This window comes from Fibrobacter sp., from assembly GCA_017503015.1.
Classification (GTDB): Bacteria; Fibrobacterota; Fibrobacteria; order Fibrobacterales; family Fibrobacteraceae; genus Fibrobacter.
This window is the reverse complement of the sequence record JAFVTX010000020.1, coordinates 1-25929: the sequence shown is the minus strand read 5'-3', so window position 1 is coordinate 25929 and position 25929 is coordinate 1. Positions and strand designations below refer to the sequence as shown.

The following is a 25929-nucleotide window of genomic DNA, read 5'->3' as shown; positions in this document are numbered from 1 at the left end:
GGCGCGGGTAAGCCCCGGTATTGTGTGGATGGCAGCGAGCTGGATATCCGCCGGAAGGCTAGAACTGAAGCCGTTGATATACACGCGGCCGATGTCCGCCCGTTCCGGTTCCAAGAAAAGCTGGTGACCGTCCCGGTCGCCAAATCGGTTGATCTTGTCTTCGATGCTGGGGCAATACCGCGGGCCCTTGCCGTGGATGCGCCCGCTGAACATGGGGCTGTCCTTGAAACCGCTCCTCAAGATGTCGTGGGTCTTGATGTTGGTGCGGGTAATCCAGCAGACGCAGTCGTTACGGATAAACTTGTTTTTCGGGTCACCCCAGAAGTAATTTTCGTCGCGACCGGGAACCGTTCCTGCCAGGTGGCGGTCGCTCATGGGCCAGGGGAATTCGTCCCCACGCTGGACTTCGCATTCGTCAAAGTCGATGGTATCCGGGTCCAGGCGGCTGGGCGTGCCGGTCTTTAGCCTGCGGAGGCGTATCCCGTTCCGGGCGAGGCATTCCGAAAGCTTGTCGGCGCTGGGCTCCCCTACTCGCCCACCGATGCTGGTTTCTAGCCCGGTGAACATCTTGGAGGCAAGGAAGGTGCCGCTGGTAATCACCAGGGAGCGGGTCACGTATCGTTCGCCGTTCAAGAGGGTCAGTTCCAGCCCACCGTCGGGCATCCGCTCAAAAGCGGCAAGTTCCCCCTGGATTACAGAAAGGCCAGGAAGACCCGTAATCACATCCCGTGCCACTTCGCTGTAATAGTTCATGTCGCACTGAGCACGAGGGCCCCAAACGGCTGGTCCCTTGCTCATGTTCAGCATGCGGAACTGGATTCCCGCCTTGTCGGTAAGTAGCCCCATCAGGCCGCCGAGAGCGTCGATGTCGCGAACGATTTGACCTTTGGCCACCCCGCCGACGGCAGGGTTACAGCTCATGCGACCGATGGCGTTTATGTCCATGGTGAGCATGGCGGTCTTGACGCCCAGTTTCCAGGCGGCATGAGTCGCCTCGATGCCGGCATGGCCGCCACCGACGACAACGACGTCAAAAGATGCGACTAAAGACATAAGGAGCTATGAGGTATGAGGTCGCTCGCAAGCTCGCTTTGAGCAACGAGGCTTAGGGTGAAAAAACTTTACTATCCAAAGTTCTCACACCCAAATCCCCAAAGGGCGAAGCCCGAGCTCAGAACCTGTTACTTTGCGGCGGGCTTTGCTTCAGCAGGCTTAGCTTCTGCAGGTTTCGCGGTTGCTGAGCCTGTCGAAGCATCAGCCTTAGCCGGTGCGGGCTGTGCGACAGCAGGAGTGTCCACTTTTGCCGTGTCAACGGCAGGGGCTTCCACCTTCCATTCCACGGGCTTGCCGTTCAGAAGTTCGGCGATCTCCTTCTTCAGGTCTTCCTTCTCGCGCTCGAAGGCGGCGTAAAGCTTGTAAGAACCGTCGGGGTTCACCAGATAAACCTTAGGAACGTAGCCATCGCTGTAAAGTTCACCAAACTGGCGGGATTCGTCCCACAGCACGTCGAAGGCCCCTTCGAACTTGGCATCGTCAGAGAAACGACGGATGCCGGACTTGTTGTTTCCACCGCTTGCGATAGCCACGGAGGTCAGGCCCTTGGGATTAAATTCCTTGGCGATTTCCACCAGCTGGGGTGCGGCATGGGCGCAGTGTCCGCAGGTAGCGGAGAAGTAGAACATCAGCAGGGGCTTGCCAGCGTAGGCTTCCAGGTTTTCGGCCTTGGTAGAAATGCCCGTGGCCTTCACCTTGAAGTTGATCTTTGCGGGCATGCCGTTAGCAAGGGTTTCGCCCTTCAGTTCGGCTACTTCGGCTTCCAACTTTTTCTGTTCTTCTTGCTGTTTCTTGATAGCCTCTTCGCGGATGACCTTCATCTTTTCGTTGAAGCGCGTACCCACGGCCTTCAGGGAATCTTCGGGCAAAGTCAAGGCCTTAGTGGTGTCGCGGACCTTGGCGGCAGATTCACGGACGCCCAGCACAAAGTAGTCAGCATCGAATTCCGTATTGAACTGCTTACCGATAGACTGGAACTGAGCACCAAACTGCACACCGATCATATAAGAAAACTTCTGGTTGTCGCTGGCATTCTCACCCAGAGTCACGGGGGCCTTGGTGGGCATGGGAGCGGATTCCACAGGCATTGCCTTGGACATGGAATCCATGTAGGCCTGCATCTTCAGGTGGTCGCCATTGATGTTTGCAATAGCGGCACTGTCGGGTTTCATCTTTTCCATGCGTTCACGGGCCTTTGCCGAGAAACGGGCGCCAACGGCCTGCATAGAATCGGCCGGTACCTGCATCTTGAACGTGGTATCCTTTTCTGCCTTGATGTTATCGTAAATACCCTGGACCACTTCGTCTTCGTAAAGTTCAGCACCAACCTGGCGGGGAATCATGGTAAAGTTCTGGCCACCGAACTGGGCACCCAACATATAGGCGAATTTCTGTTCGTCCGTGGAATTGGGACCGATAGTGACCTGCTTGGGGCCACCCAGCATATCGCAGGCGGTCAGAGCCAAGGCACATGCACCAAGAGCAAAATATTTGGACTTCATCTTTATCAACCTCTTTTAGACTAAAATTGGCAAAACGCCATTTCTCAATGCCAAATTTAGCAAAAAAGCGGAAAACAAGCCACCCATTTACTATTTTTACGCCCACGATAGGGATTTTTCAAGCCCCGCTGATTTTGTCTATAAAGGAAAGACCATGAAACTCTCCAAGTACTTTTATGTGACGCTCCGCGAAACGCCGAGCGATGCCACCATGCCCAGCCACATCTTCCTGATGCGCGGCGGCTACATCAAGCCCGTTTCTACCGGTATCTATTCCATGATGCCCATGGGTTTCCGCGTGATCCAGAAGATCGTGAACATCATCCGCGAAGAAATGAACAAGATTGGCGGTATCGAAGTGGACCTGCCGGTGGTGCAGACTGCTGAACTCTGGAGCGAATCTGGCCGTTACCAGGCTATTGGCGAAGAACTCCTGCGCTTCAAGGACCGCAACAACCATAACATGGTGCTCGCCATGACGCACGAAGAGGCCATGACCGACCTCGTGCGCTACGTGCTCAACAGCTACAAGCAGCTGCCGGTGATGCTCTACCAGTTCAAGACCAAGTACCGTGACGAAGCCCGTGCCCGCGGCGGTCTTATCCGCGTCCGCGAATTCCTGATGAAGGATGCCTACAGCTTCCATACCAGCCAGGAAGACCTCGACCGTCACTATCAGGAAGAATACGACGCCTACCTGCGCATCTACCGTCGCGTGGGCATTGAACCGGTGGTGGTGCAGAGCGATACCGGCATTATGGGCGGCAAGGTCGCTCACGAATTCATGCTCGACACTCCCAACGGCGAAGACTACCTGATTCTTTGTAAGAAGTGCGGCTACCAGGCGAACCGCGAAATCGCCAAGTTCCAGCGCGTGCCGTTCAAGGGCGACGAAAACGCAACGCTCGAAAAGGTCGAAACTCCGCACTGCGCAAGCATCGACGAACTCACCAAGTTCCTGAACGTCCCGGCCGAATCCACCGCCAAGTGCGTGTTCTTCGACTTCGAAGGCAAGCTCATCACGGTGGTGGTTCCGGGCAACCTCGACGTTTCCGAAATCAAGCTCCACAACCTCCTGAAGGCGAAGGAACTCTACCCGGCCGAAGACAGCCTCATCAAGGCATGCGGCATGGTTCCGGGATTTGCGTCCCCGATTAATTCTCACGATACGCGCGTCATCGTCGATGAAGCCATTGCCGATTCCTTCGACCTCGTGACGGGCGCTAACGAAGAAGGCTTCCACTTCAAGCATTGCAACCCGAAGCGCGACTTCCCGAAGTTCGAAGTGGCGGACATCGCCGAAGCATCCGAAGTCTGCAAGTGCCCCTGCTGCGGCGAACTCCTCACCGAGACTCGCGGTATCGAAATGGGCAACATCTTCAAGCTGGGCACCAAGTTCTCCGAATCCATGGGCGCGAAGTTCCTCACCGCCGAAAAGACCACCGCACCGGCCATCATGGGCTGCTACGGCATCGGCGTGGGCCGCCTGATGGCATCCGTCGTGGAAAACAGCCACGACGACTTCGGACCGATTTGGCCCAAGTCCATCGCGCCCTTCCAGGTGGAAATCGTCCCCATCGGCAAAGAAGCCGAACTCGTGGAACTCGCCGAGAAGTTCGAAAAGGAACTCGAAGCTGCCGGCATCGACGTGCTCGTGGATGACCGCGACGAACGTCCGGGCGTGAAGTTCAAGGACGCCGACCTCTGGGGTTCTCCGGTGCGTATCGCCATCGGCAAGAAGGGACTTGCGAACGGCGAAGTCGAATGGAAGTTCCGTAACGAAAAGGAATTCTCCATGGTCAAGGTAGAAGACGTTGTGAAGAAGGCGAAGGAGTATTTCGAGAAGTAAGGGAGATCCCCGCCTACGCGGGGATGACAACAAGAATCGCGGGGATGACTTATGAGCAAGATTAAGGTCGCAACTTTGCAAGGCAAGTGGACAGGCGATTTCGACAGCAACAACGCCTGGTACGTGGAACAGGCCCGCGCCCTCAAGGGCAAGGGTTACGACCTGGTGGTTCTGCCGGAACTTTTCCATACTCCCTACTTCCCCTTCGAGGAAAACGCGGACTTCTTTGACCTCGCCATCGAAAAGGACCACCCGCTGGTAGCGCAGTGGCAGGGCATCGCCAAAGAACTGAACGCCGTGGTGGTGTTCCCGTTCTTCGAGAAGCGGGCCCGGGGCATCTACCACAATTCCGCCTTCGTGTTCGAGCGGGACGGCAGCATCGCGGGGCTCTACCGCAAGAGCCACATTCCCGACGATCCGGCCTTCTACGAGAAATACTACTTCATCCCAGGCGACACGGGTTTCGAGCCCATCAAGACATCTGCAGGTACGCTCGGCGTGCTCATCTGTTGGGACCAATGGTTCCCGGAAGCCGCCCGCATCATGAGCCTCAAGGGCGCAGACGTGCTCATCTACCCCACCGCCATCGGCTGGATGGACAGCGAGCCCAAGGAAATCTACCCGCGCCAGCAGGACAGCTGGACCACCGTCATGCGGGGCCACGCCATTGCAAACCGCACCTTCGTGATTGCGGCGAACCGTGGCGGCACCGAAGGCCACCTCACGTTCTGGGGCACCAGCTTTGCCGCCGCACCCGACGGCTACATTCTGGAAAAATGCTCGCCCGATTTCCTCGGAGTCTCTACCGTAGAAATCGACCTGGCCGAAACCGAAGAGAATCGCCGCTGGTGGCCGCATTTCCGCGACCGCCGCATCGATCTCTATGGCGATATTTTAAAGATTTGGGGCGAATAAGCCTTAAGACAACGCATTTTTGGCCGTAAAAGTGGTATAATACCACCTTTACGGTCATTTTTGCACACAAAAAACAACAAAAAACGCATAAAAAGTGGTACAATACCACTTTTTATATGAAATTTTATTATATTAAGGTCATGAAATCGAAAAACCTCGAAGAAGCCCTGGAATCATGGAATTCGCTGCAGCCCCTCAGCGAGTATGACAGGCATCGTCTGAACAAGCGGTTTACAATCGATTTCAACTACAACAGCAACCACATCGAGGGCAACACCCTCACCTACGGGCAGACGGAACTTCTGCTCTTCTTCGGAAAGGTAAGCGGAACGGCCAAGTTAAAAGATTGCGAAGAGATGAAGGCAAGCGACGTCTGTCTAAAGCTATCTCTGGCAGAATCGCAGGAAAAAAATTTTCCCCTTACCCAAAACTTTATACGGCAATTGCACAGGACTCTACTTCGCGAAGATTACCAAGTCCACTACATTCGTCCCGACGGAAACGCATCATCCTACACAATTCACGCAGGCCAGTACAAGACAAGGCCGAACAGCGTTGTCACCCGCTATGGGGACATATTCACTTACGCTTCGCCCGAGGAAACCCCCTCACTGATGAGCGATTTAGTAGACTGGTACAACCTGAGTGAACGGGAAGAAAAACTATCGCCGGTAGACCTTGCCGCCCTATTCCATTATCGGTATATTCGAATCCATCCATTTGAAGACGGAAACGGAAGAATTGCCCGACTGATGGTCAACTATATCCTTGCAAAGCATGGTTACCCGCTGCTCGTAGTACGCAGCCGTCAAAAGAACGATTATCTCGAAGCACTTCACGAAACTGATTTAGATGTAGGGCCCGCTCCATCCGATGGAGCTCGGGCGACACTAACGCAAATCCGCCCTTTCCGAAACTACTTCCGAAAAATGTACGCCAACGAAATCATATTCAACGTACAATTTGTCAAGGAGCAAGGTCCCGGAGTCTGGTGGTTTGATGGAGAGCAAGTGCATTTTCGCACTGAAAATTCCAGCAAGATTCTGGAATTACTCTCTGATAACCCGGACATAACCTACGCCCAAATCAAGGAGAACATTGGCATAAACATGTCTGCCATACAAAGACAACTAAAATCCATGATGGATAAGGGCTACATTGTCCGAACAGAGAACGGAGAATGGCGCGTAATCATAACCCGGTAAGAATCACCGCTGGAGGTCTCTTTTTTATTCTTCGCAGCCTTGCCAGATTTCGGGGTAAAGATTGCAGAACCTTGTCTTGCAGTAGGATATTTCCTCTTCAGTGACACCTTCAATGGAAGAGCATTCATTCGCATTATTCAGATGACTGATTTGGTTGTTCAGCCATTCAACGCGCATTGCGGCCTCAATTTCTTCGCGAACAGAATCGGGCGGCGTTTCCGGGACAATCATAAATTCATCGGAACTCTCAATTGTTTGGCCAGGATTTTCACTTGACGAAGATATGCCGGTAGACTCCGAAGATGTCGGTGTTTGTGGATCCGCAGTCGCAGAGGCGGAATTGTCGTCGGAACAGGCAAGAAGCAAGACCATCGGCAAAACAAATAATTTTTTCGCCAAATTATATACCTTGCCCCCTCTAAAAGAGTTCGCAGGTGTTGCAATAGCACCATTTTCCAAATCATCGGTTTGATCAATATCGGTCATATTCTTTTCCTTTCTTAATTCTCCTTAATGCATCGAATTGCCATAGAAAAAGTAGATCCGTATACAGTGTATTTAATTTTGTCTGTCGTATCAGAAATGTCAATACCATTGCCTTCATATGATGTGAGACTATGTACAGTGAATACAGCCAGGGGCTCTTTGTGTCTACGATTAAATCCTACCAATTCACTAAAATATCCTGATGGAATAGCAGAAAACTTGTATTCATTTAAAAGGTTATCATCAGACCAATAAGATTTCTCGTTGGATTTCAGGGCAGAACCCGCTACAGATTCGCCACCAACTGAACTAATTAGTAAATCCCATTGTTTCTTTGTTGGAACATTCCATCCCTCAGGACATATATTTTGATTAAAACCATCATACGCATTTATATGTTTTTCATACAATCTTCCATATTCAGAACAATCACCTTCTTCAAAAGACTGATATTCTCCACCACCACATACGGAGCGACCAGCCCAAAAAGTCCCTACGGTGTCTTCAGGAAGATAGTTCAAATTTTGCGCCATCCATACCTGTGTGCCTATTGTTACCGTTTTGTAAACCTGCCCATCTCGTAAATCAGTTAGAGTATTATTAGTTGCATCATAAATGCTATTTAATGACGATGAACTAACTGTGTTTATCTCACTACTGCTAGATTCTACGATTTCTTCAGAACTCGAAGATTCTTCTACATTTTCAGAACTAGACGGCGTTGTCATTTCGCTGCTACTTGATTCCCCGGCATCCTCTGAACTTGAAGATTCAACTTCACAATTTGCCAAGTCAAGGACATAAGTCACGCCGTCATCACAAAGGAACATCGATGTTTCTTCGCTACTGCTCGATTCTTCCGTTTCTTCTGAACTTGAGGATTCGTCCTCTGTCGTTTCAACAGAAGAGGAAGAATCACCAACATTATTGTTGCTAGATTCTGTAGATTGTTCGGAACTAGATTGCTTCGTTTCACTCGCAATGACACTGCTACTAGATTCATCACTTTCACTCGTAATGATACTGCTGCTAGATTCTGCGCTCAAAACGACATTGTTATTAGAGGAAGAACTGCTGATAGCGATTGTTTCGTCCTTACAGTCCTCGCAATGACGAGAGGAGTCAAGAGCAGTCCATGCGCTATCTTTGCAGACGTATTCCTTGTCGCTGTCGGCGGGGTTGACTACTTCGCCCTCATTTTCTGCATTACAGGGAACTTCAATTCCGCCACCCTCTTTTTTGTCGGGTCCGCTGGAACTATTATCATTGCAGGAAAGCAACGAGAACGACAAGGCAAGCACACTGCCAAGTAATAATTTTTTCATCTTACTTACCCTCCATACACCATTGTTTCATTTTTTGTGCGTTAGTGTCCAAAATGTTTGCCACGCTATCCGACAAGTGACCCTTGAAGGTGGAACAGGTCAAATGCAGTTCTCCGGTCTTGCAGTCTACAAAATGGCAATACAGGGTCCCGCCACCACTTTCGCATGAACGCTCAAAATCCGCAAGGTCCTTCTCGCAACTCGTCTCATTGTAGTAGTTGTCCAATTTCGTGTGGTAAGTAACGCCATCCTCACTTGCCGTCATAAAGAAGGTCTGCAGATATTCTCCGACATTCACTACACTTTTAATGAATTGCACACCAAAGTCTTGTCGATGGACACGGACATAGCAGGCAAAGATTGGGTCGTATTCTTCGATAGTGAAATAGTCCTCGCCTACATCGGAGAATTTGACTTCGTACCAATGGTCTGTGGAATCGATTTCATAATCACCAATATCAGCAGGCTCGACCTGGACCAAAATTTTGATGGAATCCACCTTGCTTTCCATAATCGCCTTTTCATCGGCAGATACTTCGGTAACGGCGTTCTCATCTGTGGTGCCGCCCGCAGTGGAAGTTTCCGAGCAGGCAACAACGCCCAACAGCAGGCCACATAACGCAAGCAAAAAGGCAATGTATCCAGACACCCTATTTTTCATCGAAGGCGTCTCCCAATTTTTCAGTCAGGGGGAACAGTTGCAAGTTCAGCCGCAGCACCCGTTCTACCTTGTCGTCTTTCAAGATGATATCTTGAACCTGTTCGCGACATTTCCGCAGGACTTTAACAATCTTGCCGTATGCCTCGCTTGACACGCCCATGGTAATCCCGGAGACAAAGCGTTCCTCTACCGAAAAGCGGTCAATGGCGTCGACGGCAAAGACTGCCATCTGCTTGTTCATGGAGCGCACTGCCAAAGAAATGGACTGGGTATCACCGGCAAGCAACTTATCCGTCTGCGAATAGGCGCCCTCCCCAGCCTTCTTGAGGATTCCCGAATCCACCTGGAACTTGATGGAGTCCCCCACCTCCTTGGCGGAAACCTTGTGGACACACTTGTCCGCAATCTCTTTGGGCAACTTTCCCGGCATGGCGGAGGCCAGTTCACGCACCACCGGGTGAACCCAGGAATCGTAATACTTGTATGCCTCTGCACCGATAAGACTCACCTTGTTTGCGTCTGCAATGGATTGCATCTCGGCGTAAGCGTAGCGTTTTCTTTCATCGGTCTTGGCCTGGGCGTAGGTCACCATGTTGAAGAAGTAGTCGCGCTCCATGCCGACAAACTTGAAGGCGTCCGCCACCTTGACGGTGGCTTTTTTTCCAAGGTTTGCCTTGCCCTCGCAAACCCTCTGCATGAATACCGGCGAAACAAAACCCGACATCCGCGAGTAGTCGCGCCAGGAGAATGCGGAGGTCCGTTTTTTCAGGTCGTAATAATCCCGCAAAAAGCGCCTATAGTCTTGGTACATCAAGATGGAATTCATACCTACAAATCTATGCTACTGCATCTCAATTGTCAATATTTTTGATACAAAAAAATCCATTTTTGTTTAATTTTCATCATTTTTACAAATGTTTTTACAAATCAAAAATTTTTGGATACGCTTTGGATACACTTAGGAGCGTTGGCGAGTATATGATTTTCATAAAGTCTATTATTAACGCCGCACAATTGAACGTTTCTACGGAATGATTTAACCTTTACCTATATTTGGGGCAATACAAGGATTTAGACCATGACAAAAGCACTTTACCGCTACCCCGCAGAATGGGAAGAACAGGAAGCCACCTGGCTTGCCTTCCCCCACAATAAACTGAACTGGCACGGAGAACGTGGCGTCAAAATCCGCAAGTTCTACGTGGAGCTGATCCGCACCATCAGCGAGTTCCAGCCGGTAAACGTGCTGGTGCCGAACAAGAAATTTTTGACCTTGGACGAAAAATTCGCCGTGGCCGACAGGCCTTATCCCGCCAGTTTTTTCATGGTCAAGACCGACGACATCTGGATTCGGGACTACGGCCCCTTCTTCGTGAAAAAAGGCAAGGAAACTGTGGTTTCCGAGACGGTCTTTAACGCCTGGGGCGCGAAGTTCCCTCCATGGAAAAATGACAACCAGATTCCCGGGCGCATCGCAGACCTTCTGGAATACAAGAATGGTGTGAGCGTCCCCTACATTTTCGAGGGAGGCGCCATCGAGGTGAACGGCGACGGTCTCGGCATGACCACCTTGGATTGCCTCGTGGGCAAGAACCGCAACAAGGTGGAAGACCTTTCGAAGGTCATCAAGGCCATCTGCGAGATGCTAGGGCTCAAGGCCCTGCTGGTGCTCCCCAAGGGACTTGTAGGCGACCACACCGACGGCCACATCGACAACGTGGCCCGCTTCGTGGCTAAAGACCGGGTGGTCATTCCGGCGGCAAGCCCGAGGAGCGCCAACGGCAAATACCTGGAAGAGGCCCGCGCCGCCATTTTGGAATTCCTGAAGCTCCACTACGGCAAAAAAGCCAAAGTGGACACCATCCCGCTGCCGCCCCAGCGCAAGTTGCCCGATGGTCAGATTCTCCCGGCCAGCTACATGAATTTCATCTATGTGAACGGCGGGTTAATTTATCCTAAATACAGGTGTGCCGCCGACAAGGTGGCCGAAGAATATTTCCGCAAGGTCTATCCCAAGAGAAAGATTATCGGGCTGGACTGCCGCACCGTCATCGAAGAGGGCGGAAGCCTGCACTGCATGAGCAAGCACGAGAGTGCTTGATTACAGCGGCAAGCTCATCTGTCCCGTTTTCGGGTCTTTTAGAGGTTCTGGCAGGGGTTTTGCAGCCAGTGACGAATCAGGCGATTCCGATGGTTTGACCTGTGCGGCCTGGGCGGCATTCTGACCTTCGTTCAGGCGTTCGTCCAGCAGGTTTCTCGGCGGGACTTTTGCCGCCTGCGTAGCACCCTCGGCCTTTTTCGCGCGGGCGATGGCGTTCTTGGCCAGCTGATCCACCGCCTCGTTCCACTTGACGCCCGTATGGGCAGCCACCTTCTCGAAACTCACCCGATGGACTAGCGGGCGGCAGGCCTCCACGTATTTCTTGGCGATGGAACTTTTGGCCTTCCACTCCCCCTTGGCCCATCGTGCCACACCTTCGTAGTCGTGGCAGATGACGGCGGTGCGGTCGTTGGCCTCCAGCCAGCGCATGGCCTGGTAGCTCGCCATGACTTCGCCGTCGATATTGCGGCTTTCGGCATCGAACACGGTCACTCCGGAGCCATGTGCAACTTCTTGATCGTTTTCCACAACGATAAAGCCCCAGCCCGCCTTGGGGTAGCCTTCCAAAAAAGAACCGTCCACGTAGATGCGGAGTCCCTTGGGGGCAGGAGCGGAAACGCCGTTCAGCCAGTTCGCCGCCTCTTGCCGCGTTGGAAAAGCGCGAAAAAGCACGCCCTTGACGCCATGGGTGAGTTCCTGGCATTCTTCCCAAGAAAGCACGATTTTTCCGCCGTCTGGCGCCTTTATCGCATAGAATTTCTGCTTCGCCATCTGCCCAAATTTATATATTTTGTGAGACTATAATTTTGGAGACCCTTTGAAACCTTCGCCTTACTTTGCCGATCGGTTTAAGTACTTTTTCAAGCGATTCGCCAGCAGCGAGTCGCTCCGTCGGTGGTTCCTGAAACAGGCGGGCGAAGATTCCGGAGCCTTCAGTTTTCCGGACATTTTGAAGAACCACCCCAAGACCCTGGTGTTTTTGCCCCGAAAGTTCGAGGACGCAGTGGCTTTCTTAAGCCCCATGCCCAAGGAATGGTTCAACAACGTGCAGTTTTGCGCCCACGAGAGCCTGCAGGCCCTGATTTCGGCCAAGCGGAGCCACGCCTTCTACTTTAGCGACCTGGAATGCCGTTTCGGCGAACCCGTTTTCGAGGGAATCCTTGCAAAAATCGAGGCTTACGAGCCCGAAGTTTGCATCTACCTGGACGAGCCCTTCTTGCCGAGACTTTACCTGGCCAAAAAAAGCGGAGCCCAGTGCCGTATCGGCTTCAACAGCGAGTCCCTTTACCCCTTCTTGAACCTGAGCCTCCACCCCGACCAATCATCGGAAGCGGCCCTCATCTCCAAGTATTACGGAGTGACCTGATGTACAAGGGTTCAGGAAGCAAGATAGAGAACGGCGGCTACGCGGATCTGCATTTGCACACCCGCCTTTCTGACGGCAGCCTCTCTGTCGAAGAACTGCTGACCCTCTGCAAGCGCAGGGGGCTCCGGTGTATTTCCATCACCGACCACGACAATCTGGACAGCTACAAGCTGGCCGAGGGGCCCGCCAAGGATATCGGGCTGGAAATCATCCCCGGCATTGAGATTTCAGCGGTATGGCAGGGCAAGGACATCCATATCTTGGGGTATTTCTGCGACCCCACCAACCTGGCCCTGAACATGGAGATGGAGGACTTTACCAAGCAGAGGATAACCCGCGCAAAGGCCATCATCAAGAAGCTGAACGCCCTGGGAATCGACATCACCTTCGAAAAGGTGAATTCCTACTGCAAGGGAAAGGTTATCGGTCGGCCCCACATTGCCATGTCCCTGGTGGATGAAGAATACATTTCCAACTTCGCAGAAGCCTTCACCAAATACCTCGGGGACGGCTGTGTGGCCTTTGTGGAAAAGAAGGGACTGAACCCGCAACAGACCATCCGCCTCATCGAAAACGCCGGAGGCATCGCGGTGCTCGCCCACCCCTACAAGTCAGGCCTCAGCGATGAGTTCATCGAGAACATGGTGGAATGGGGAATCCAGGGGATAGAAGTCTATAGCCCCGCCCAAAAGGGCGCCGTGGGCCGCAAATACAAGGAAATGGCCCAGAAGTTCGGGCTGGTGGGCACCGGCGGTTCGGACTTTCATACCGAAAGCAGCAACTACATGCCCGGCTGCATGAAAATGCCCTACTCCGTAGTGCAGGCCCTCCGCGAAAGGCGTGAAAAATCCAGAGCGGAATGGTTCTAGAGAAGTGTGGGTTGTGAGTTATGAGTTGTGATGTGCGGGATGTGGAGTGTGAAATGTGTAGTGAGATGGTCGTAGTATAGGGAATTTGCTTTTTTCGTGAAATTATTTAAACTACACATAAGCCTGCTTGCAGTCCTGTCGATGGTCTGGACCGTATTTGGCGAGCCCCTGACGCCCCGCGCCTACACCCAGCCGAGCCCTCAGGACACCCTGTGGGACTCCCCCGACAGCCCGGATCCGGCCGTCCGTGAAAACGACGCGGGCCGCTGGGTCATCGCCCTCCGGGAACTGATGGAACGGACCTACGACGTATCCGGCCAGAAGGCGGAATGGGTGCTTGGGACATCGATTCTCGGGAACCCGGAACTGAACCCCACGGCCTTTGGCATGGGAAGCGTAAGCAGACGTTTCCCCAGCAAACTGGCGGGACTCTACACAACAAGGCTTGGCTACGACGGCTCCACCCTGACCCTGAACGGCGAAAACGGAATCCTTACCGAAGAGCGGCACGGGATTCCTGTAGATACCCCCGTCACTGACCTGGCCTGGGAACGGGGGCCCTTTGACGGCAACGCCCTGCGGCTGGATTTCAGGCGCATCATCACCGACTCGGTGGCCCTGGACTTTGGAATTCAAAGCCGTTCCAACAAGAACAGCAAGGAATATGAGTACCAGAACGTGACCCACTCCCCCTATTTCTCCATGGGCCGCGACTCCACCTCTATCCCCTTCGGTGGCAGGAACATAGCCATGAACAGCATCCACGTGCAGCCCATGCTGACCTGGCGTTTCGGATTCGGCAAGGCTTTTGTGAAGATGAACTACATGGACCTTTACAATGCCGACAATTCCACCCACAAGGTAATCCTTGACACCCTGGACAAGGCCAAGCGCACCTTCCAGACAGACCCCTACGGCATTTCCATCGAAAGCCGCGGCTATGGCGCAGGTTTTGAACTCTACCCCATCAAGAACCTGATTTTCAGCGCCGATGTCTATTCCGGCACTCACGAAATCGAAGAGGATTCCCTGCCCCACCTGTACCGGGGCGACACCACCTGGACAGACACGCTGGACATCCAGCATACCGACAGTCTCTACTACGACACCCTGAGGGAATACACCTACGAGACCCTGCTGGGAGATTTCGGCATCCGCTACAACACGCTGTTCAATCCGGCCCTCAAGTTCCAGTATGAATTTTTGGACGGCTACGAATATTTCGAGGAATACCGCAAGCAGCACCTGCAGGACCGCGAGGTAGGCTACCTGGAACTTTCGGACACCTTGGGAATCCTGCTTTTCCGCACCCAGGCGGGCCTCCAGCGGAACAGTTCCATCACCGACGACGAGGACTACGCCAAAGCCTACTCCGCAGACGCCACCCTGATGCTTCCCTTCCATTTCCGCGTCAACGGCTCTATCCGCAGAGACAACAAGTTCCCCGACATGAACCAGCTGGCCTTTATGGAAGTGGGCCGTGTCGCCTTCCCCAACGAAAACCTGAACTACGAAAAACGGAAACGCAAGACGGTCAACATTGGCTGGTATTCCCGGGAAGTCTTTTATGGAATTGGCATCCGCCACGAAAAGGTGAAAAGCCCCATCAGGCAGCGCTGGGTTACCGAAAACCTGGAATCCGTAGAGAGTGCGTTCCAGTGGGTCAACCTGAAAAAGGCGGAGACTTGGGATTGGATGCTACAGACGGGATTTCGCCTAGGCAACTGGAAATTCTACCTGGAACGGGGCCAGGTGCTAGACCGGAAATACAAGCTTATCGACACGCCTGAACTTTACTACAAGGGGAGCATCCACTGGCAGAACCGTTTTGTCAGTGACCGTCTGGGGGTAAGCGTCCGCGTAGACTGGCAATGGTTCGACCACCGTTACGACTGCACCATCAACGAGTTTGGCGAACCCGAACTGGAGCTGATGAAGCACTACCTGGCCCTGGATTTCGAAGCCCGCATGCAGATTCTCTCCTTTGAGCTCTACAACCGCATCGAGAACTTCAACCACAGCATCTACATGCCGGAATCCGGCTACACCCCCGAGGGACTGCGCTTCGCCTACGGCATTGTGTGGACATTTAAGAATTAGAGAGTAGAGGCTAGGAGCTAGGGGCTAGGATCTAGGATCTAGAGGCTAGGATTTAGAGGCTAGGGAAAAATGGACGATAAAAGATCAGAAGACTTTTCCAGATATTTCGAGCTAAAAAAACAGCTAGAAGAAGCAAGCCGCCTTTACTACAAGGAAGGCGTCTCCCCCATGAGCGACCAGGATTTTGACTTTGGCCTCAAGGAAATGGAGGTTCTTGAAGCGAAGTACCCGGAACTGCACGGAAAGGATTCGCTCACACAGAAAGTCGGAAGCGACCTCACCAACGACTTTGCGAAGGTCGCACACGCGGTGCCCATGCTCAGCATCGCAAACGTCTATAGCGCCGAAGAGATGGCGGAATTTGTGAAAGCCGCCGAGGACGGGATTGCGGGCCTGGATCCTTCGCATTCGCTGCGCTCCGCTCAGGATGACAAGCACCGAGCCACGAGCCTCGAACCTCGAACCTCAAACCTCAAAGCGACCGAAGGTCGCGACCTCACACCTCACACCTGGATCTGCGAGCGGAAAATCGACGGTGTCTCGCTTTCGATTGTGTACGAAAACGGACGCTTGAAGCAGGCGGCCACCCGCGGCGACGGCGCCCAGGGCGACGACGTGACCCTGAACGCGCTCACGATTGCGGACATTCCCGAATACTTTGACGCGAAGAAACTGAAAATCGACCCGAGCGAAATCCCGCAGGGCACTTTCGAGGTGCGCGGCGAAGTCTACATGGAGCGCGAGGCCTTCGAGCGACTGAACGAACAGTTTATCTTGGAAGGCAAGAAGATTTTCCAGAACCCCCGCAATACTGTTTCGGGTCCCCTCAAGCTCAAGAGCGTGGCCGAGTGCAAGACGCGACCCATGCGATTCTTCGCCTATCACATTCCCCAGAGCAACAACAAGACTCACGAAGAGAACCTGCTGCAGCTCAAGCGTCTCGGATTCCACACCAACGACTACTGGACAGCAGACAATACCGAAGAAATCATGAAGATTTCGGAACAGATTGGCGCGAGCCGCGACAGCCTTCCCTTCGAAATTGACGGCATGGTGGTAAAGCTCAACGATCTTGCCATGCAGCGGGCTCTCGGCACCACCAGCAAGAGCCCCCGCTGGGCCATCGCTTACAAGTTCAAGGCTGAACGGGCCTACACGCCGCTTCTTTCCGTAGAATTCCAGGTAGGCCGCACCGGTGCGGTGACGCCCGTGGCGAACCTTGCACCCGTGCGTCTTGCGGGCACTACCGTCAAGCGCGCCACCCTCCACAACTTCGACGAAGTGGCCCGTCTAGACCTGCACTACGGAGACACGGTGGGCGTCGAGAAGGGCGGCGAAATCATCCCGAAAATTACCGATGTCAAGAAGGAGCTTCGCCCCATTGGGGCAGAGCCGGTCATTGCCCCCACGAAGTGCCCCGAATGCGGCGAGCCCCTTACCCATGTAGATGGCGAAGTCATCCTCCGCTGCGAAAACATGCACTGTGCCGCACAAGTGCAATGCCTGTTCGAGCATTTCGTGAGCCGCGAGGCCATGAACATCGAGAACCTGGGGCCATCGCTTATCGCAAGCCTTATTGCCACAGGCAAAATCATGCGCATCCCGGACCTTTACCGCCTCACGCTAGAAGATCTGGAATCCCAGGAACGCATGGCCAAGAAGAGCGCCAAAAACGTCTTTGACGCCATCGCCGCCTCCAAGGAACGGAGTTTGGAGAACCTGCTCCACGGTCTCGGCATCCGTTTTGTGGGCCGCACCAGCGCAAGGAACATCGCCAAGCATTTCCGCACTCTTGAAAAAATCCGCACGGCTACCGTCGAAGACCTGCAGAACGTCACCGACGTGGGCGAACGCATTGGAAAGTCCGTCTATGACTTTTTCCACACGGAACGCTACACCCAGGAAATTGACGAACTGATTGAACTAGGCTGCCCCACGGAATTCAAGGGCGTCGTGAAGACGCTTTTCCAGGGGCAGACCGCCGTCATCACGGGAACGCTCCCGACTATGGACCGGGACGAGGCCCGCAAGCTTATCGAAGAGAACGGCGGAAAGGTCGCAGGCTCCGTCAGCAAAAAGACCAGCTGGGTTTTGGCCGGCGAAGCTGCCGGAAGCAAGCTTACCAAGGCCAACGAACTGGGAATTCCCGTGCACGACGAAGCTTGGCTCTTGGAGCAAATCGCCGAGGCAGATTCCGACGCAGGCAGCGATAGCAGCGACAGCAGCGAAGGCGGCAACGAATCCGCCGACAATACGGCAAACGTCGAAAAAGAAAAGCCCGCTGCACAGGGCAACGGGCAACTGAGCTTGTTCTAAAAACTATTCCTGAACAGCGCCCACTTCAGAGGCGTTCACCACGCGGATTTCGATACGGCGGTTGGCCTTGCGCCCTGCCTCGGTGGAATTGTCCGCCTTGGGCCTGCTGGGGCCATAACCTACGGCGGTCACCCGGTCCGGAGAAATTCCCTTCTTGATCATGTAGGCGCGCACGCTAGCGGCCCGTTCTTCGGAAAGAGTCTGGTTCAATTCGTCGCTACCTTCGGAACTGGTGTGGCCCTCGATTTCCACCTTGGCCTTGGTGTTACGCTTGAGACCTTCAATAGCCGTATTCAGAGTCTTGAGGGAACTGGGCACCAGTTCGGCGCTTCCGGCCTTGAAGGTAACGCCCGTCAGTTCAGCACGGGTGTCGTCGAACACCACCGTCACGCCGCCGGTACTGGCCGTCAGGGAAACGTAGGGAGTCTCGCCGCACTCGAAGGGGCCTGTCAGACTTTCACAGAGAATCTTGTAGGAATCTTCACGAGGAATATGGAAACTAGCCTCGCCGTAAGTATCCGTAGTCACCTTGATCTTGTTCTTGGGTTTCTTGATGCCCACGAAGGTCAGCGTCTTCTTGGCGTGAGGAACATCGTCATCGTTCACGTAGGTAATGTTCAGCACCGCATGTGTCTTGTTGGGGGCCAAATCTTTGGCAAAGGCCGAAGGAACCGCAATCAAAGAGGCAAATGCCAAGGACAAGGCAAAACAAAGACCTTTCATATAAACTCCTAGAAATAACAACCCATACCCCAAGGAAACACCTTGAAGCTATTTCCCGGAGAGCAGCACAAATATAGATTTTTATTAGACGAAAATCCGATTAATCGTGTATGCAGCGGACTGACAAACCATAATCTTTGTGTTCATCACTCCAAGTATAATGGTTCGCAGCAATCATGATACGGGAAATCACCCCCTTGAATTCTTCATTGTCACCAGATCTATAAACCTTTGTTGTACTCCAATAATACGTATTGCTCTTGTTACCCAACCCACTTACACTGCTATATATTCCCGTAGGCAAAGCCGAAAAACCAGTCCTGTTGGTTGCCCTATCCCAAATATCGCTGTCGCGGGACTGCAGCTGAAAAACTTCCCCATCTCCACCTATACTCTCGGCGTATGCAATAAGTTCTTCCCATTCCGTTTGGTCCGGCAAGTGCCAATTTTCTGGACATAACCCGCGAATGTCGCTTTCCTTGGCACAACTGTTGCCATAGCCGCAGCCTTTTGCATCATTACTGAATAAACCTGCACTATCCACGGCGGCATCCCAGGTATAAAGCTTTCCATAGAGTTCAGGAAGAGGCTTATCGTCATAATCTTTTGGAACAATCACTCCCTCAGGATAGTTCTTAAAGTTAAGATTCTGGGCCATCCATGTCTGGTTCCCTATCTTCACCGTTTTGTAAATCTGTCCATCACGATTATCAGTAATCGTCGAATACTCTACAACCAACCTAGGAGAGGTATCCTTTATACAGCGAACAGAAACTCTGTCGGCAGGGTCGTTTGTCTTTATCAATTTTTGACTACTCTTTATAAGAAGAGTATACGGGTCGGAAGCACCTACACTTCTACTCCAATAACGGGCAACTTCGCCTAGGTAGTAGTAATCAGCTTTATTATCACCATAGTTATAAGTATAAAGGGCCGAAGGAATTGCAGAAAAACCGGAAGTATTAGTGGCTCCGGACCACTCTGCGAAACCAAGTGCCTGCAGGTCTTCTGCACTTGAAACATAAGACGTGAGTGTCTCAAATTCCTTATCAGACGGAACATGCCAGCCATCAGGACACACACCCCGCAATACAGGGAAGTAACCGCAAGAAGCATTATCTCCACAACCAAGGCCTTCTTCAGAATATAGTCCAGCAGAATCTAGTGCAGCAGACCAGGTATAGAGGCGACCGTATTTTTCACAGTTGGCAGGATCGTCACCGTAGCAGAAACTGTGTGACGTACCCTTCTCGTATAGGAAATTCAGATTCTGCGCCATCCAGGTCTGGGTCCCTATGGTAATGGTCTTGTAAAGTTGGCCGTCCCGTTCATCAATGAGATCACCGTAACTCTTTTCAGGATTCAAGTAATCGGTAATGACAGAGGTCGTTGAAATAGGAGTCGCACTGCTACTTGAACTGCCTGTCCCGCTGTTGGCACTGCCAGAATCTGCACTATCTCCCGAAGTTTCGCTTGAACCAGAATCTGAGTTCTCGCCACTGGAATTGGAGTCAGCATTATTTCTGCTGGAACCAGAGTCTACCTCTTTCCCATCGGCATTGGATTCCTTGCCGCTGGAAATAGATTCCTTACCGTTAGAACCAGGGTCTACATCGTTTGAACCATTGGAATCCGATGAAAGTGAATCATCAGCAGCAAAGGCCTCTTCGTAGTCGTCCTTATACTCATTTGCATAATCGGTACAGCCTACAAAGAGGAACGCCATCGTAACGGCGGCAAAAAAAACAACCATTCCTAACTTTATATTCCGAATCCCAAGCTTCATGTTTCCTCCTAGAACAAGAATGTAAGGGCCGCACCCACAGCGCCACCAATTACAAGACCTATACCTACGGTACGCATTGTCTGTGCATTCTCAATTTTATCAAGATGGTCGTCGTATTCTTCGCGATTCAACGGTTCCTTCTCGCTTTCTGATTTCGCCTTGCTGTTGAATACGGCCGCCATCACGCCACCACCAACGACAACGGCTCCCGCAATCGCTAGCGGAACCCAATGAATCTTCAACCCCGATTTTCCCTGCGGCTCGACAGATTCTTTTGCTGCTACGGCCGCTTCTGCCGCTGCATTCTCCTTGGCCTGCATTTCAGCAACATCCTGCTTGAGAGAATCTTCGACGGTCTTGAGCTCAGCCTTTGGTTCCACCAATGGCATAGAAGTATCCCCCACCGCCGCCGTGGTAGACTCTTCCTTGACCGAAGCCTTGACATCGGCAAACTCATCATTCATCTTTGGCTTACCCCATGTCCAACGGCCGACAAGGTCCTTGTCCTGGAACACTGAGGTAAACTCTACGCGACCCTTGAAGTTCTGCATTTCGCCATTGATTCCAAGAGGCAAATTCACCTTTTTATTCGGGAGGTTTACAATGATATGGGAATACTTGCGGCCTGTAGGCAAAGCCTCGACACCTAAGAGTTGAGTTCCATTTAGATAGTAAGATCCAGAAATCGCCTTATTCAGGTCTAGGTAAAAATCAAGGTATTCCGGTTCCACCACAATCATCACATTGGCCTTGGCTGCTGTAAGGGAGTCGTTGATCTCATTCACAGACTCCAGGAACAGCGGGGCAAACTCATCCCCCGATTTGCGCAGCACAATATCACCACATCTATCCAGCCAACGGTTCATCAGATTACTCTGCTGCTCCATACGGAGAGAATCAAAGTATAGACTGAAATTATAGGTGGCGTCGAAGGCCCCCTCCATGTTCAACGGTTCCAAGTCAACCGAACCATTCAACTTGAGCAACTGATCTTTAGCAACCAAAATTCGGCCAAGAGCCGAAGCGCATACTTTTATCTGTGCCGTGCGTTCTGCAAGGCTGTTACCCATGGTCATGGAACCTAGGCGGAGTTCACCTGTCACTTCCATGTACTTGGTTTCGAATACGGGAAGGTCTACCGCATAGAAATGACTACATTCGTCGTCCAACACCTCGTTAATGGAAATCATGGAACAGCGGTCATTCATCTGCGCAATCCTGTTGGCCGCTTCCCACAGGGAATCCAGAGTGGCATTACCCCCGACTTCGGTCTTCAGACTTTCCAAATCTTTCTTGATTGTGGCGAATTCATCAGCATTCTTCACAAAAATGGATGCCGTCGGGTCAGACCATACTGCAGACACCAAGACCGTAACTAAAAAAAACAATATGCGGCAACGTTTCATTAGATTCCTTCATTAAGGATAATTTATACTTAATCTATCTTTTTTTGTGCAACATATCACCAACACCATAAAAAAAAACAATCTTTTCATGTTTTTAGCGTCTAAGCGGCTCAATTTCTAGGCGCAACACTCACCTTTTGCTACATTTGGGCTCCTTCGGAGTGCATGTAGTGCGGCTCGGTTATGACAATTCGCGCAAGCGCGATGGACATAGCTCTCATATTTTTCTACATTTGTCGCCGAAAAAAGGCATAAAATGAGCGAAAACTACAAGTACGGGTTTGTAACGGATATCGAGAACGAGGCCTTCGAGAAAGGTCTGAACGAAGATATCATCCGCCGGGCATCCAAGCTTCGCGGCGAGCCCCAGTTCATGTTGGATTTTCGCCTAAAAGCCTATGAGAAGCTCAAGACCATGGAGCAGCCCAACTGGGGCGAGCTGAGTTTCGCGCCGGTGGACCTGCAAGACATTGTCTACTACTCCGCCCCCAAGACCAAGAAGAGCCACGAGAAAATCGAAGATGTGGACCCAGAACTTCTGGCCACCTTCGAAAAGCTCGGCATCCCGCTGGACGAACAGAAGCGCCTGGCCAACGTGGCCGTAGACGCGGTCTTTGACTCGGTGAGCATTTATACGAGCCACAAAAGAAAGCTCATGGAAATGGGCATTTTGTTCTGCAGCATTAGCGACGCCATCAAGGAATACCCCGAACTCATTGAAGAATACCTGGGCTCGGTGGTGCCCGCAGGGGACAACTATTTTGCTGCCCTCAACAGTGCCGTCTTTGGCGACGGAAGTTTCGTGTACATCCCGCCTGGAGTCAAGTGCCCCATGGACCTTTCCACCTACTTCCGTATCAACAACAAGGAAGCAGGCCAGTTCGAGCGCACATTGATTATCGCCGACGAAGGCGCCAGCGTGAGCTACCTGGAAGGTTGCACCGCGCCGGAATTCAGCAGCAAGCAGCTGCACAGCGCCATCGTGGAACTGGTAGCGAAGGATAACGCAAGCATTAAATACTCGACCGTGCAGAACTGGTACGCGGGCGACCGCGAGACGGGAGCCGGCGGCGTGTACAACTTTGTCACCAAACGCGGCAAGTGTGCCGGCAAGAACAGCTGCATCAGCTGGACGCAGGTGGAAACCGGCTCCGCCATCACGTGGAAGTATCCGAGCTGCGTGCTGCTGGGAGACAACTCCGTCGGAGAGTTCTACAGCGTTGCCCTCACCAACGGGCACATGCAGGCCGATACCGGTACCAAGATGATTCACATTGGCAAAAATACCAAGAGCACTATCATTTCGAAGGGCATCAGCGCCGACTACTCCAGCAACGCCTACCGCGGCGAAGTGAGCATCCGCAAGTCGGCTACAGGCGCCCGCAACTACACCCAGTGCGACAGCATGTTGGTAGGCGACAAGAGTGCAGCCCACACCTTCCCCTACATCACCGTCGCAAACGCAAGTTCCACCACGGAACACGAGGCCACCACCAGCCGCATCAGCGAAGACCAGCTTTTCTACTTCGAAAGCCGCGGCATCAAGCGCGAAGACGCCATTCAGGCGATGGTGGGCGGTTTCTGCAAAGACGTGTTCAAGGAGCTCCCGGGCGAATTCGCCACCGAGGCAAGGCAGTTGCTGACGCTCAAGCTCGAGCACAGCGTCGGGTAAGGCGCTTACAAAAACATTCCTTTTTCCTTATTTCGGCTTTTTGATAAATTTTGTCAAATCGTTTTCTACAAAAAACGGTGTGAAAACCGCATAAAATAAGCTATCTTTGGGCGCAAAAAAAGGGGATTCCATGAGCAAGAGAAGAATCGTCATTACCGGCATCGGTGCCGTAACTCCCGTCGGAAAGAATGTAGCCGACATGTGGCAATCCATCAAGCAGGGAAAGAGCGGTATCGCCCCCATAACCCTTTTTGACGCCTCCAATTGCTCCGTAAAAATCGCCGCCGAAATCAAGGATTTCAAGCCCGAAGAACACGGAATTGACCCCAAGGAAGCCCGCCGTATGGCCCGCTTCACCCAGTTCTTGGTAGGAGCCGCCAACGAGGCGGTCAAGGACGCTGGACTCACCAAGGAACAGCTGGCCGAAGACACCACGGGAATCGTGGCCGGAAATGGCCTTTCGGGAATGGACGTGCTTGACGAGACCTACAACAAGTACATCGAAGGCGGCAAGCGGAGGGTTTCGCCTCTCGCCATGCCGGAACTGATTCCCAACGAGGCCTGCGCCAACGTTTCCATCGCTCTGGGTATCACGGGCCTTGCCCATACGGTGTGCACCGCCTGTGCCTCCGGCACCGACGCCATCGGGGTCGCCCTGGATTCCATCCGGTCCGGCCGTCTGGACGTGTGCCTGGCGGGTGGTTCCGAAAGCGGCATTACGGAATATTCCATCAAGAGCTTTGCGGGCATGCACGCCCTTACCGACAAGTTCAACGACGACCCCGAAAAGGCGTCCCGCCCATTCGACAAAGACCGCAGCGGCTTTGTCATGGGCGAAGGCGGTGCCGTGATGGTCCTGGAAGAACTGGAACACGCCAAGGCCCGCGGAGCCAAGATTTATGCGGAACTGGCCGGCTATGGTGCCTCTGCCGACGCCTACCACATTACCAGCCCCCGCCCGGGTGGAGAGACCTGCGCAAAGGCCATGACCCGCGCCCTGAAGGATGCAGATATTGCGCCTACCGACGTGGACTACTACAACGCCCACGGTACCTCCACCCACTTAAACGACATTACCGAAACCGAGATGCTGAAAATCGTGCTGGGCGAACACGCCTACAAGATCAAGGTTTCCAGCACCAAGAGCATGACCGGCCACTGCGTAGGCGCCGCGGGCGTCATCGAGGCCATCATCTCCACCCTCGCCATCCGCGACTCCTTCTACCCCGCCACCCTGAACCTGGACAACCCCGACGAGGGCTGTGACCTGGATTACGTGCCGAAGGTAGGCGTCGAAGGAAACATCGACGTGGCCGTTTCTGCATCCCTCGGTTTTGGCGGTCACAACGGCGTGGTCGTCATCAAGAAATTTAATGGCTAACAAGCCAAATCAAAAAAGGAAGTGTAATGATCATCCAACCCATGATTCGTAGCAACATGTGCATCAACGCCCACCCCAAGGGCTGCGCTGCCGACGTCGTTCGTCAAATCAAGTATGTGCAAAAGAAAAAGGCCGAAAGGGGCCCACTCAAGGGTGAACCCAAGACCGTGCTGGTAGTGGGCTGCTCCACCGGTTACGGGCTTGCCAGCCGCATTTCTGCCGCCTTTGAATATGGTGCCGACACCATCGGCATTTCCTTCGAAAAGGAAGGCTCCGAACAAAAATCCGGCACGCCGGGCTGGTACAACAACATGGCCTTTGACCGCGAAGCCAAGGCCGCAGGCCTCCAGTCCGTCACTTTCAACGGCGACGCCTTCTCTCACGATATGCGCAAAAAGGTCATCGAAACCGTAAAGCAGATGGGCAAGAAGATCGACCTGATTATCTACAGCGTGGCCTCTGCCGTCCGTGTGGACCCGGACACGGGCGTCATGTACCGCAGCGTGCTGAAGCCCATCGGAGAGACCTTTTCCGGCGAAACCATTGACTGCATGACCGGCAAGATCAGCACCATCAGTGCCGAACCCGCTACCGCCGAAGAAGCGGAAAACTCCGTGAAAGTCATGGGCGGTGAAGACTGGGCGCTCTGGATTCGCCAGCTGGCCGCCGCAGGCGTTCTTGCCGAAGGCGTAAAGACGGTAGCCTACTCCTACATCGGACCGAGCCTTTCCCACCCCATCTACCGCGACGGCACCATCGGTGGCGCCAAGAAGCACCTGGAAAAGACCGCCAAGGAACTCTACGCCGAACTCCAGGCAACCCTCAAGGGCGAAGCCTACGTGTCCGTGAACAAGGGCCTAGTGACACGCTCCAGTGCCGTCATCCCCATTATCCCGCTGTACCTGTCCGTGCTGTTCAAGGTCATGAAAGAACAGGGCACCCACGAAGGCTGCATCGAGCAGATGGAACGCCTGTTTGCCGAAAGGCTTTACACCGGGTCTGCCGTGCCTACCGACGAGAACCACCTTATCCGTATCGACGACCTGGAAATGGATCCCAAGGTCCAGGAAGAAGTCAAAAAACGCATGGCCACCATCACCCAGGAGAACTTCGCCCAGGTAGGCGACCTGGAAGGCTACCGCCACGACTTTTTGGCCACCAACGGTTTCGACGTAGAAGGTGTGGACTACAACGCCGACGTAGCCACCATGGC

At 53.0% G+C, this 25929-nt stretch carries 21 protein-coding genes; 11 read left to right on the top strand and 10 right to left on the bottom strand.

Annotated features, from left to right (window positions below; translation table 11 throughout):
• Both mnmG and IKB43_03815 read right to left on the bottom strand, forming a co-directional pair.
• A partial coding sequence (gene mnmG / locus IKB43_03820; protein ID MBR2469265.1) for a tRNA uridine-5-carboxymethylaminomethyl(34) synthesis enzyme MnmG occupies positions 1–1053 on the bottom strand: 1053 nt, incomplete at its 3' end.
• Positions 1054–1181: 128 nt separating this feature from the next.
• A complete protein-coding gene (locus tag IKB43_03815; GenBank protein ID MBR2469264.1) occupies positions 1182–2555 on the bottom strand; it encodes a redoxin domain-containing protein in 1374 nt (457 codons plus the stop codon).
• Positions 2556–2709: 154 nt separating this feature from the next.
• Between IKB43_03815 and IKB43_03810 the strand changes: the two genes are divergently transcribed.
• The 3 genes from IKB43_03810 to IKB43_03800 all read left to right on the top strand — a co-directional run bounded on the left by IKB43_03810 (position 2710) and on the right by IKB43_03800 (position 6524).
• The gene (locus IKB43_03810; GenBank protein MBR2469263.1) at positions 2710–4404 is read left to right on the top strand and encodes a proline--tRNA ligase; all 1695 of its coding nucleotides are present in this window, start codon (positions 2710–2712) and stop codon (positions 4402–4404) included.
• A gap of 51 nt (positions 4405–4455) precedes the next feature.
• On the top strand, positions 4456–5319 hold the full coding sequence (locus IKB43_03805; protein ID MBR2469262.1) for a carbon-nitrogen hydrolase: 864 nt from the start codon (positions 4456–4458) through the stop codon (positions 5317–5319).
• 140 nt (positions 5320–5459) lie between these two features.
• Positions 5460–6524, top strand: coding sequence for a Fic family protein (locus IKB43_03800; protein ID MBR2469261.1), 1065 nt, complete (start codon positions 5460–5462; stop codon positions 6522–6524).
• A 24-nt stretch (positions 6525–6548) separates the two neighbouring features.
• Here IKB43_03800 and IKB43_03795 read toward each other — a convergent pair whose 3' ends face one another.
• The 4 genes from IKB43_03795 to IKB43_03780 are packed head-to-tail and all read right to left on the bottom strand — an operon-like array spanning position 6549 to position 9822.
• On the bottom strand, positions 6549–7010 hold the full coding sequence (locus tag IKB43_03795; protein MBR2469260.1) for a hypothetical protein: 462 nt from the start codon (positions 7008–7010) through the stop codon (positions 6549–6551).
• 14 nt (positions 7011–7024) lie between these two features.
• The gene (locus IKB43_03790; protein ID MBR2469259.1) at positions 7025–8335 is read right to left on the bottom strand and encodes a hypothetical protein; all 1311 of its coding nucleotides are present in this window, start codon (positions 8333–8335) and stop codon (positions 7025–7027) included.
• A 1-nt stretch (position 8336) separates the two neighbouring features.
• Positions 8337–8963 carry a hypothetical protein gene (locus IKB43_03785; protein MBR2469258.1) on the bottom strand — a complete coding sequence of 209 codons (627 nt, stop codon included), beginning with the start codon at positions 8961–8963 and terminating at the stop codon, positions 8337–8339.
• A gap of 22 nt (positions 8964–8985) precedes the next feature.
• Positions 8986–9822, bottom strand: a complete 837-nt coding sequence (locus IKB43_03780; protein ID MBR2469257.1) for a TIGR02147 family protein — start codon at positions 9820–9822, stop codon at positions 8986–8988.
• A gap of 252 nt (positions 9823–10074) precedes the next feature.
• Here IKB43_03780 and IKB43_03775 point away from each other — a divergent pair, with 252 nt between their 5' ends.
• Positions 10075–11097 (top strand): agmatine deiminase family protein, encoded by a 1023-nt coding sequence (locus tag IKB43_03775; GenBank protein MBR2469256.1) that lies wholly within the window; start codon positions 10075–10077, stop codon positions 11095–11097.
• Here IKB43_03775 and IKB43_03770 read toward each other — a convergent pair whose 3' ends face one another.
• A complete protein-coding gene (locus tag IKB43_03770) occupies positions 11098–11868 on the bottom strand; it encodes a ribonuclease H family protein (GenBank protein MBR2469255.1) in 771 nt (256 codons plus the stop codon).
• 46 nt (positions 11869–11914) lie between these two features.
• Here IKB43_03770 and IKB43_03765 point away from each other — a divergent pair, with 46 nt between their 5' ends.
• The 4 genes from IKB43_03765 to ligA all read left to right on the top strand — a co-directional run bounded on the left by IKB43_03765 (position 11915) and on the right by ligA (position 17748).
• Positions 11915–12463, top strand: coding sequence for a hypothetical protein (locus IKB43_03765; GenBank protein MBR2469254.1), 549 nt, complete (start codon positions 11915–11917; stop codon positions 12461–12463).
• Entirely contained in the window at positions 12463–13332 is an 870-nt protein-coding gene (locus IKB43_03760; GenBank protein ID MBR2469253.1) for a PHP domain-containing protein, read from the top strand. The genes IKB43_03765 and IKB43_03760 overlap by 1 nt, the downstream gene beginning before the upstream one ends.
• Positions 13333–13473: 141 nt before the next feature.
• The gene (locus IKB43_03755; protein MBR2469252.1) at positions 13474–15432 is read left to right on the top strand and encodes a hypothetical protein; all 1959 of its coding nucleotides are present in this window, start codon (positions 13474–13476) and stop codon (positions 15430–15432) included.
• 69 nt (positions 15433–15501) lie between these two features.
• Entirely contained in the window at positions 15502–17748 is a 2247-nt protein-coding gene (gene ligA / locus IKB43_03750) for an NAD-dependent DNA ligase LigA (GenBank protein ID MBR2469251.1), read from the top strand.
• Positions 17749–17751: 3 nt separating this feature from the next.
• Here ligA and IKB43_03745 read toward each other — a convergent pair whose 3' ends face one another.
• The 3 genes from IKB43_03745 to IKB43_03735 all read right to left on the bottom strand — a co-directional run bounded on the left by IKB43_03745 (position 17752) and on the right by IKB43_03735 (position 21663).
• Entirely contained in the window at positions 17752–18471 is a 720-nt protein-coding gene (locus IKB43_03745) for an OmpA family protein (protein ID MBR2469250.1), read from the bottom strand.
• 100 nt (positions 18472–18571) lie between these two features.
• A complete protein-coding gene (locus IKB43_03740) occupies positions 18572–20257 on the bottom strand; it encodes a hypothetical protein (protein MBR2469249.1) in 1686 nt (561 codons plus the stop codon).
• An 8-nt stretch (positions 20258–20265) separates the two neighbouring features.
• Positions 20266–21663, bottom strand: coding sequence for a hypothetical protein (locus IKB43_03735; protein ID MBR2469248.1), 1398 nt, complete (start codon positions 21661–21663; stop codon positions 20266–20268).
• Between the two features lie 256 nt (positions 21664–21919).
• On the opposite strand from IKB43_03735, the gene sufB reads away from it, so the two are divergent.
• The 3 genes from sufB to IKB43_03720 all read left to right on the top strand — a co-directional run.
• Entirely contained in the window at positions 21920–23335 is a 1416-nt protein-coding gene (gene sufB / locus IKB43_03730) for a Fe-S cluster assembly protein SufB (GenBank protein MBR2469247.1), read from the top strand.
• Positions 23336–23465: 130 nt separating this feature from the next.
• Complete coding sequence (fabF, locus tag IKB43_03725; GenBank protein ID MBR2469246.1) at positions 23466–24716, top strand: beta-ketoacyl-ACP synthase II; 1251 nt, start codon at positions 23466–23468, stop codon at positions 24714–24716.
• Positions 24717–24742: 26 nt separating this feature from the next.
• On the top strand, positions 24743–25929 hold a 1187-nt coding region (locus tag IKB43_03720), incomplete at its 3' end, for a trans-2-enoyl-CoA reductase family protein (protein ID MBR2469245.1).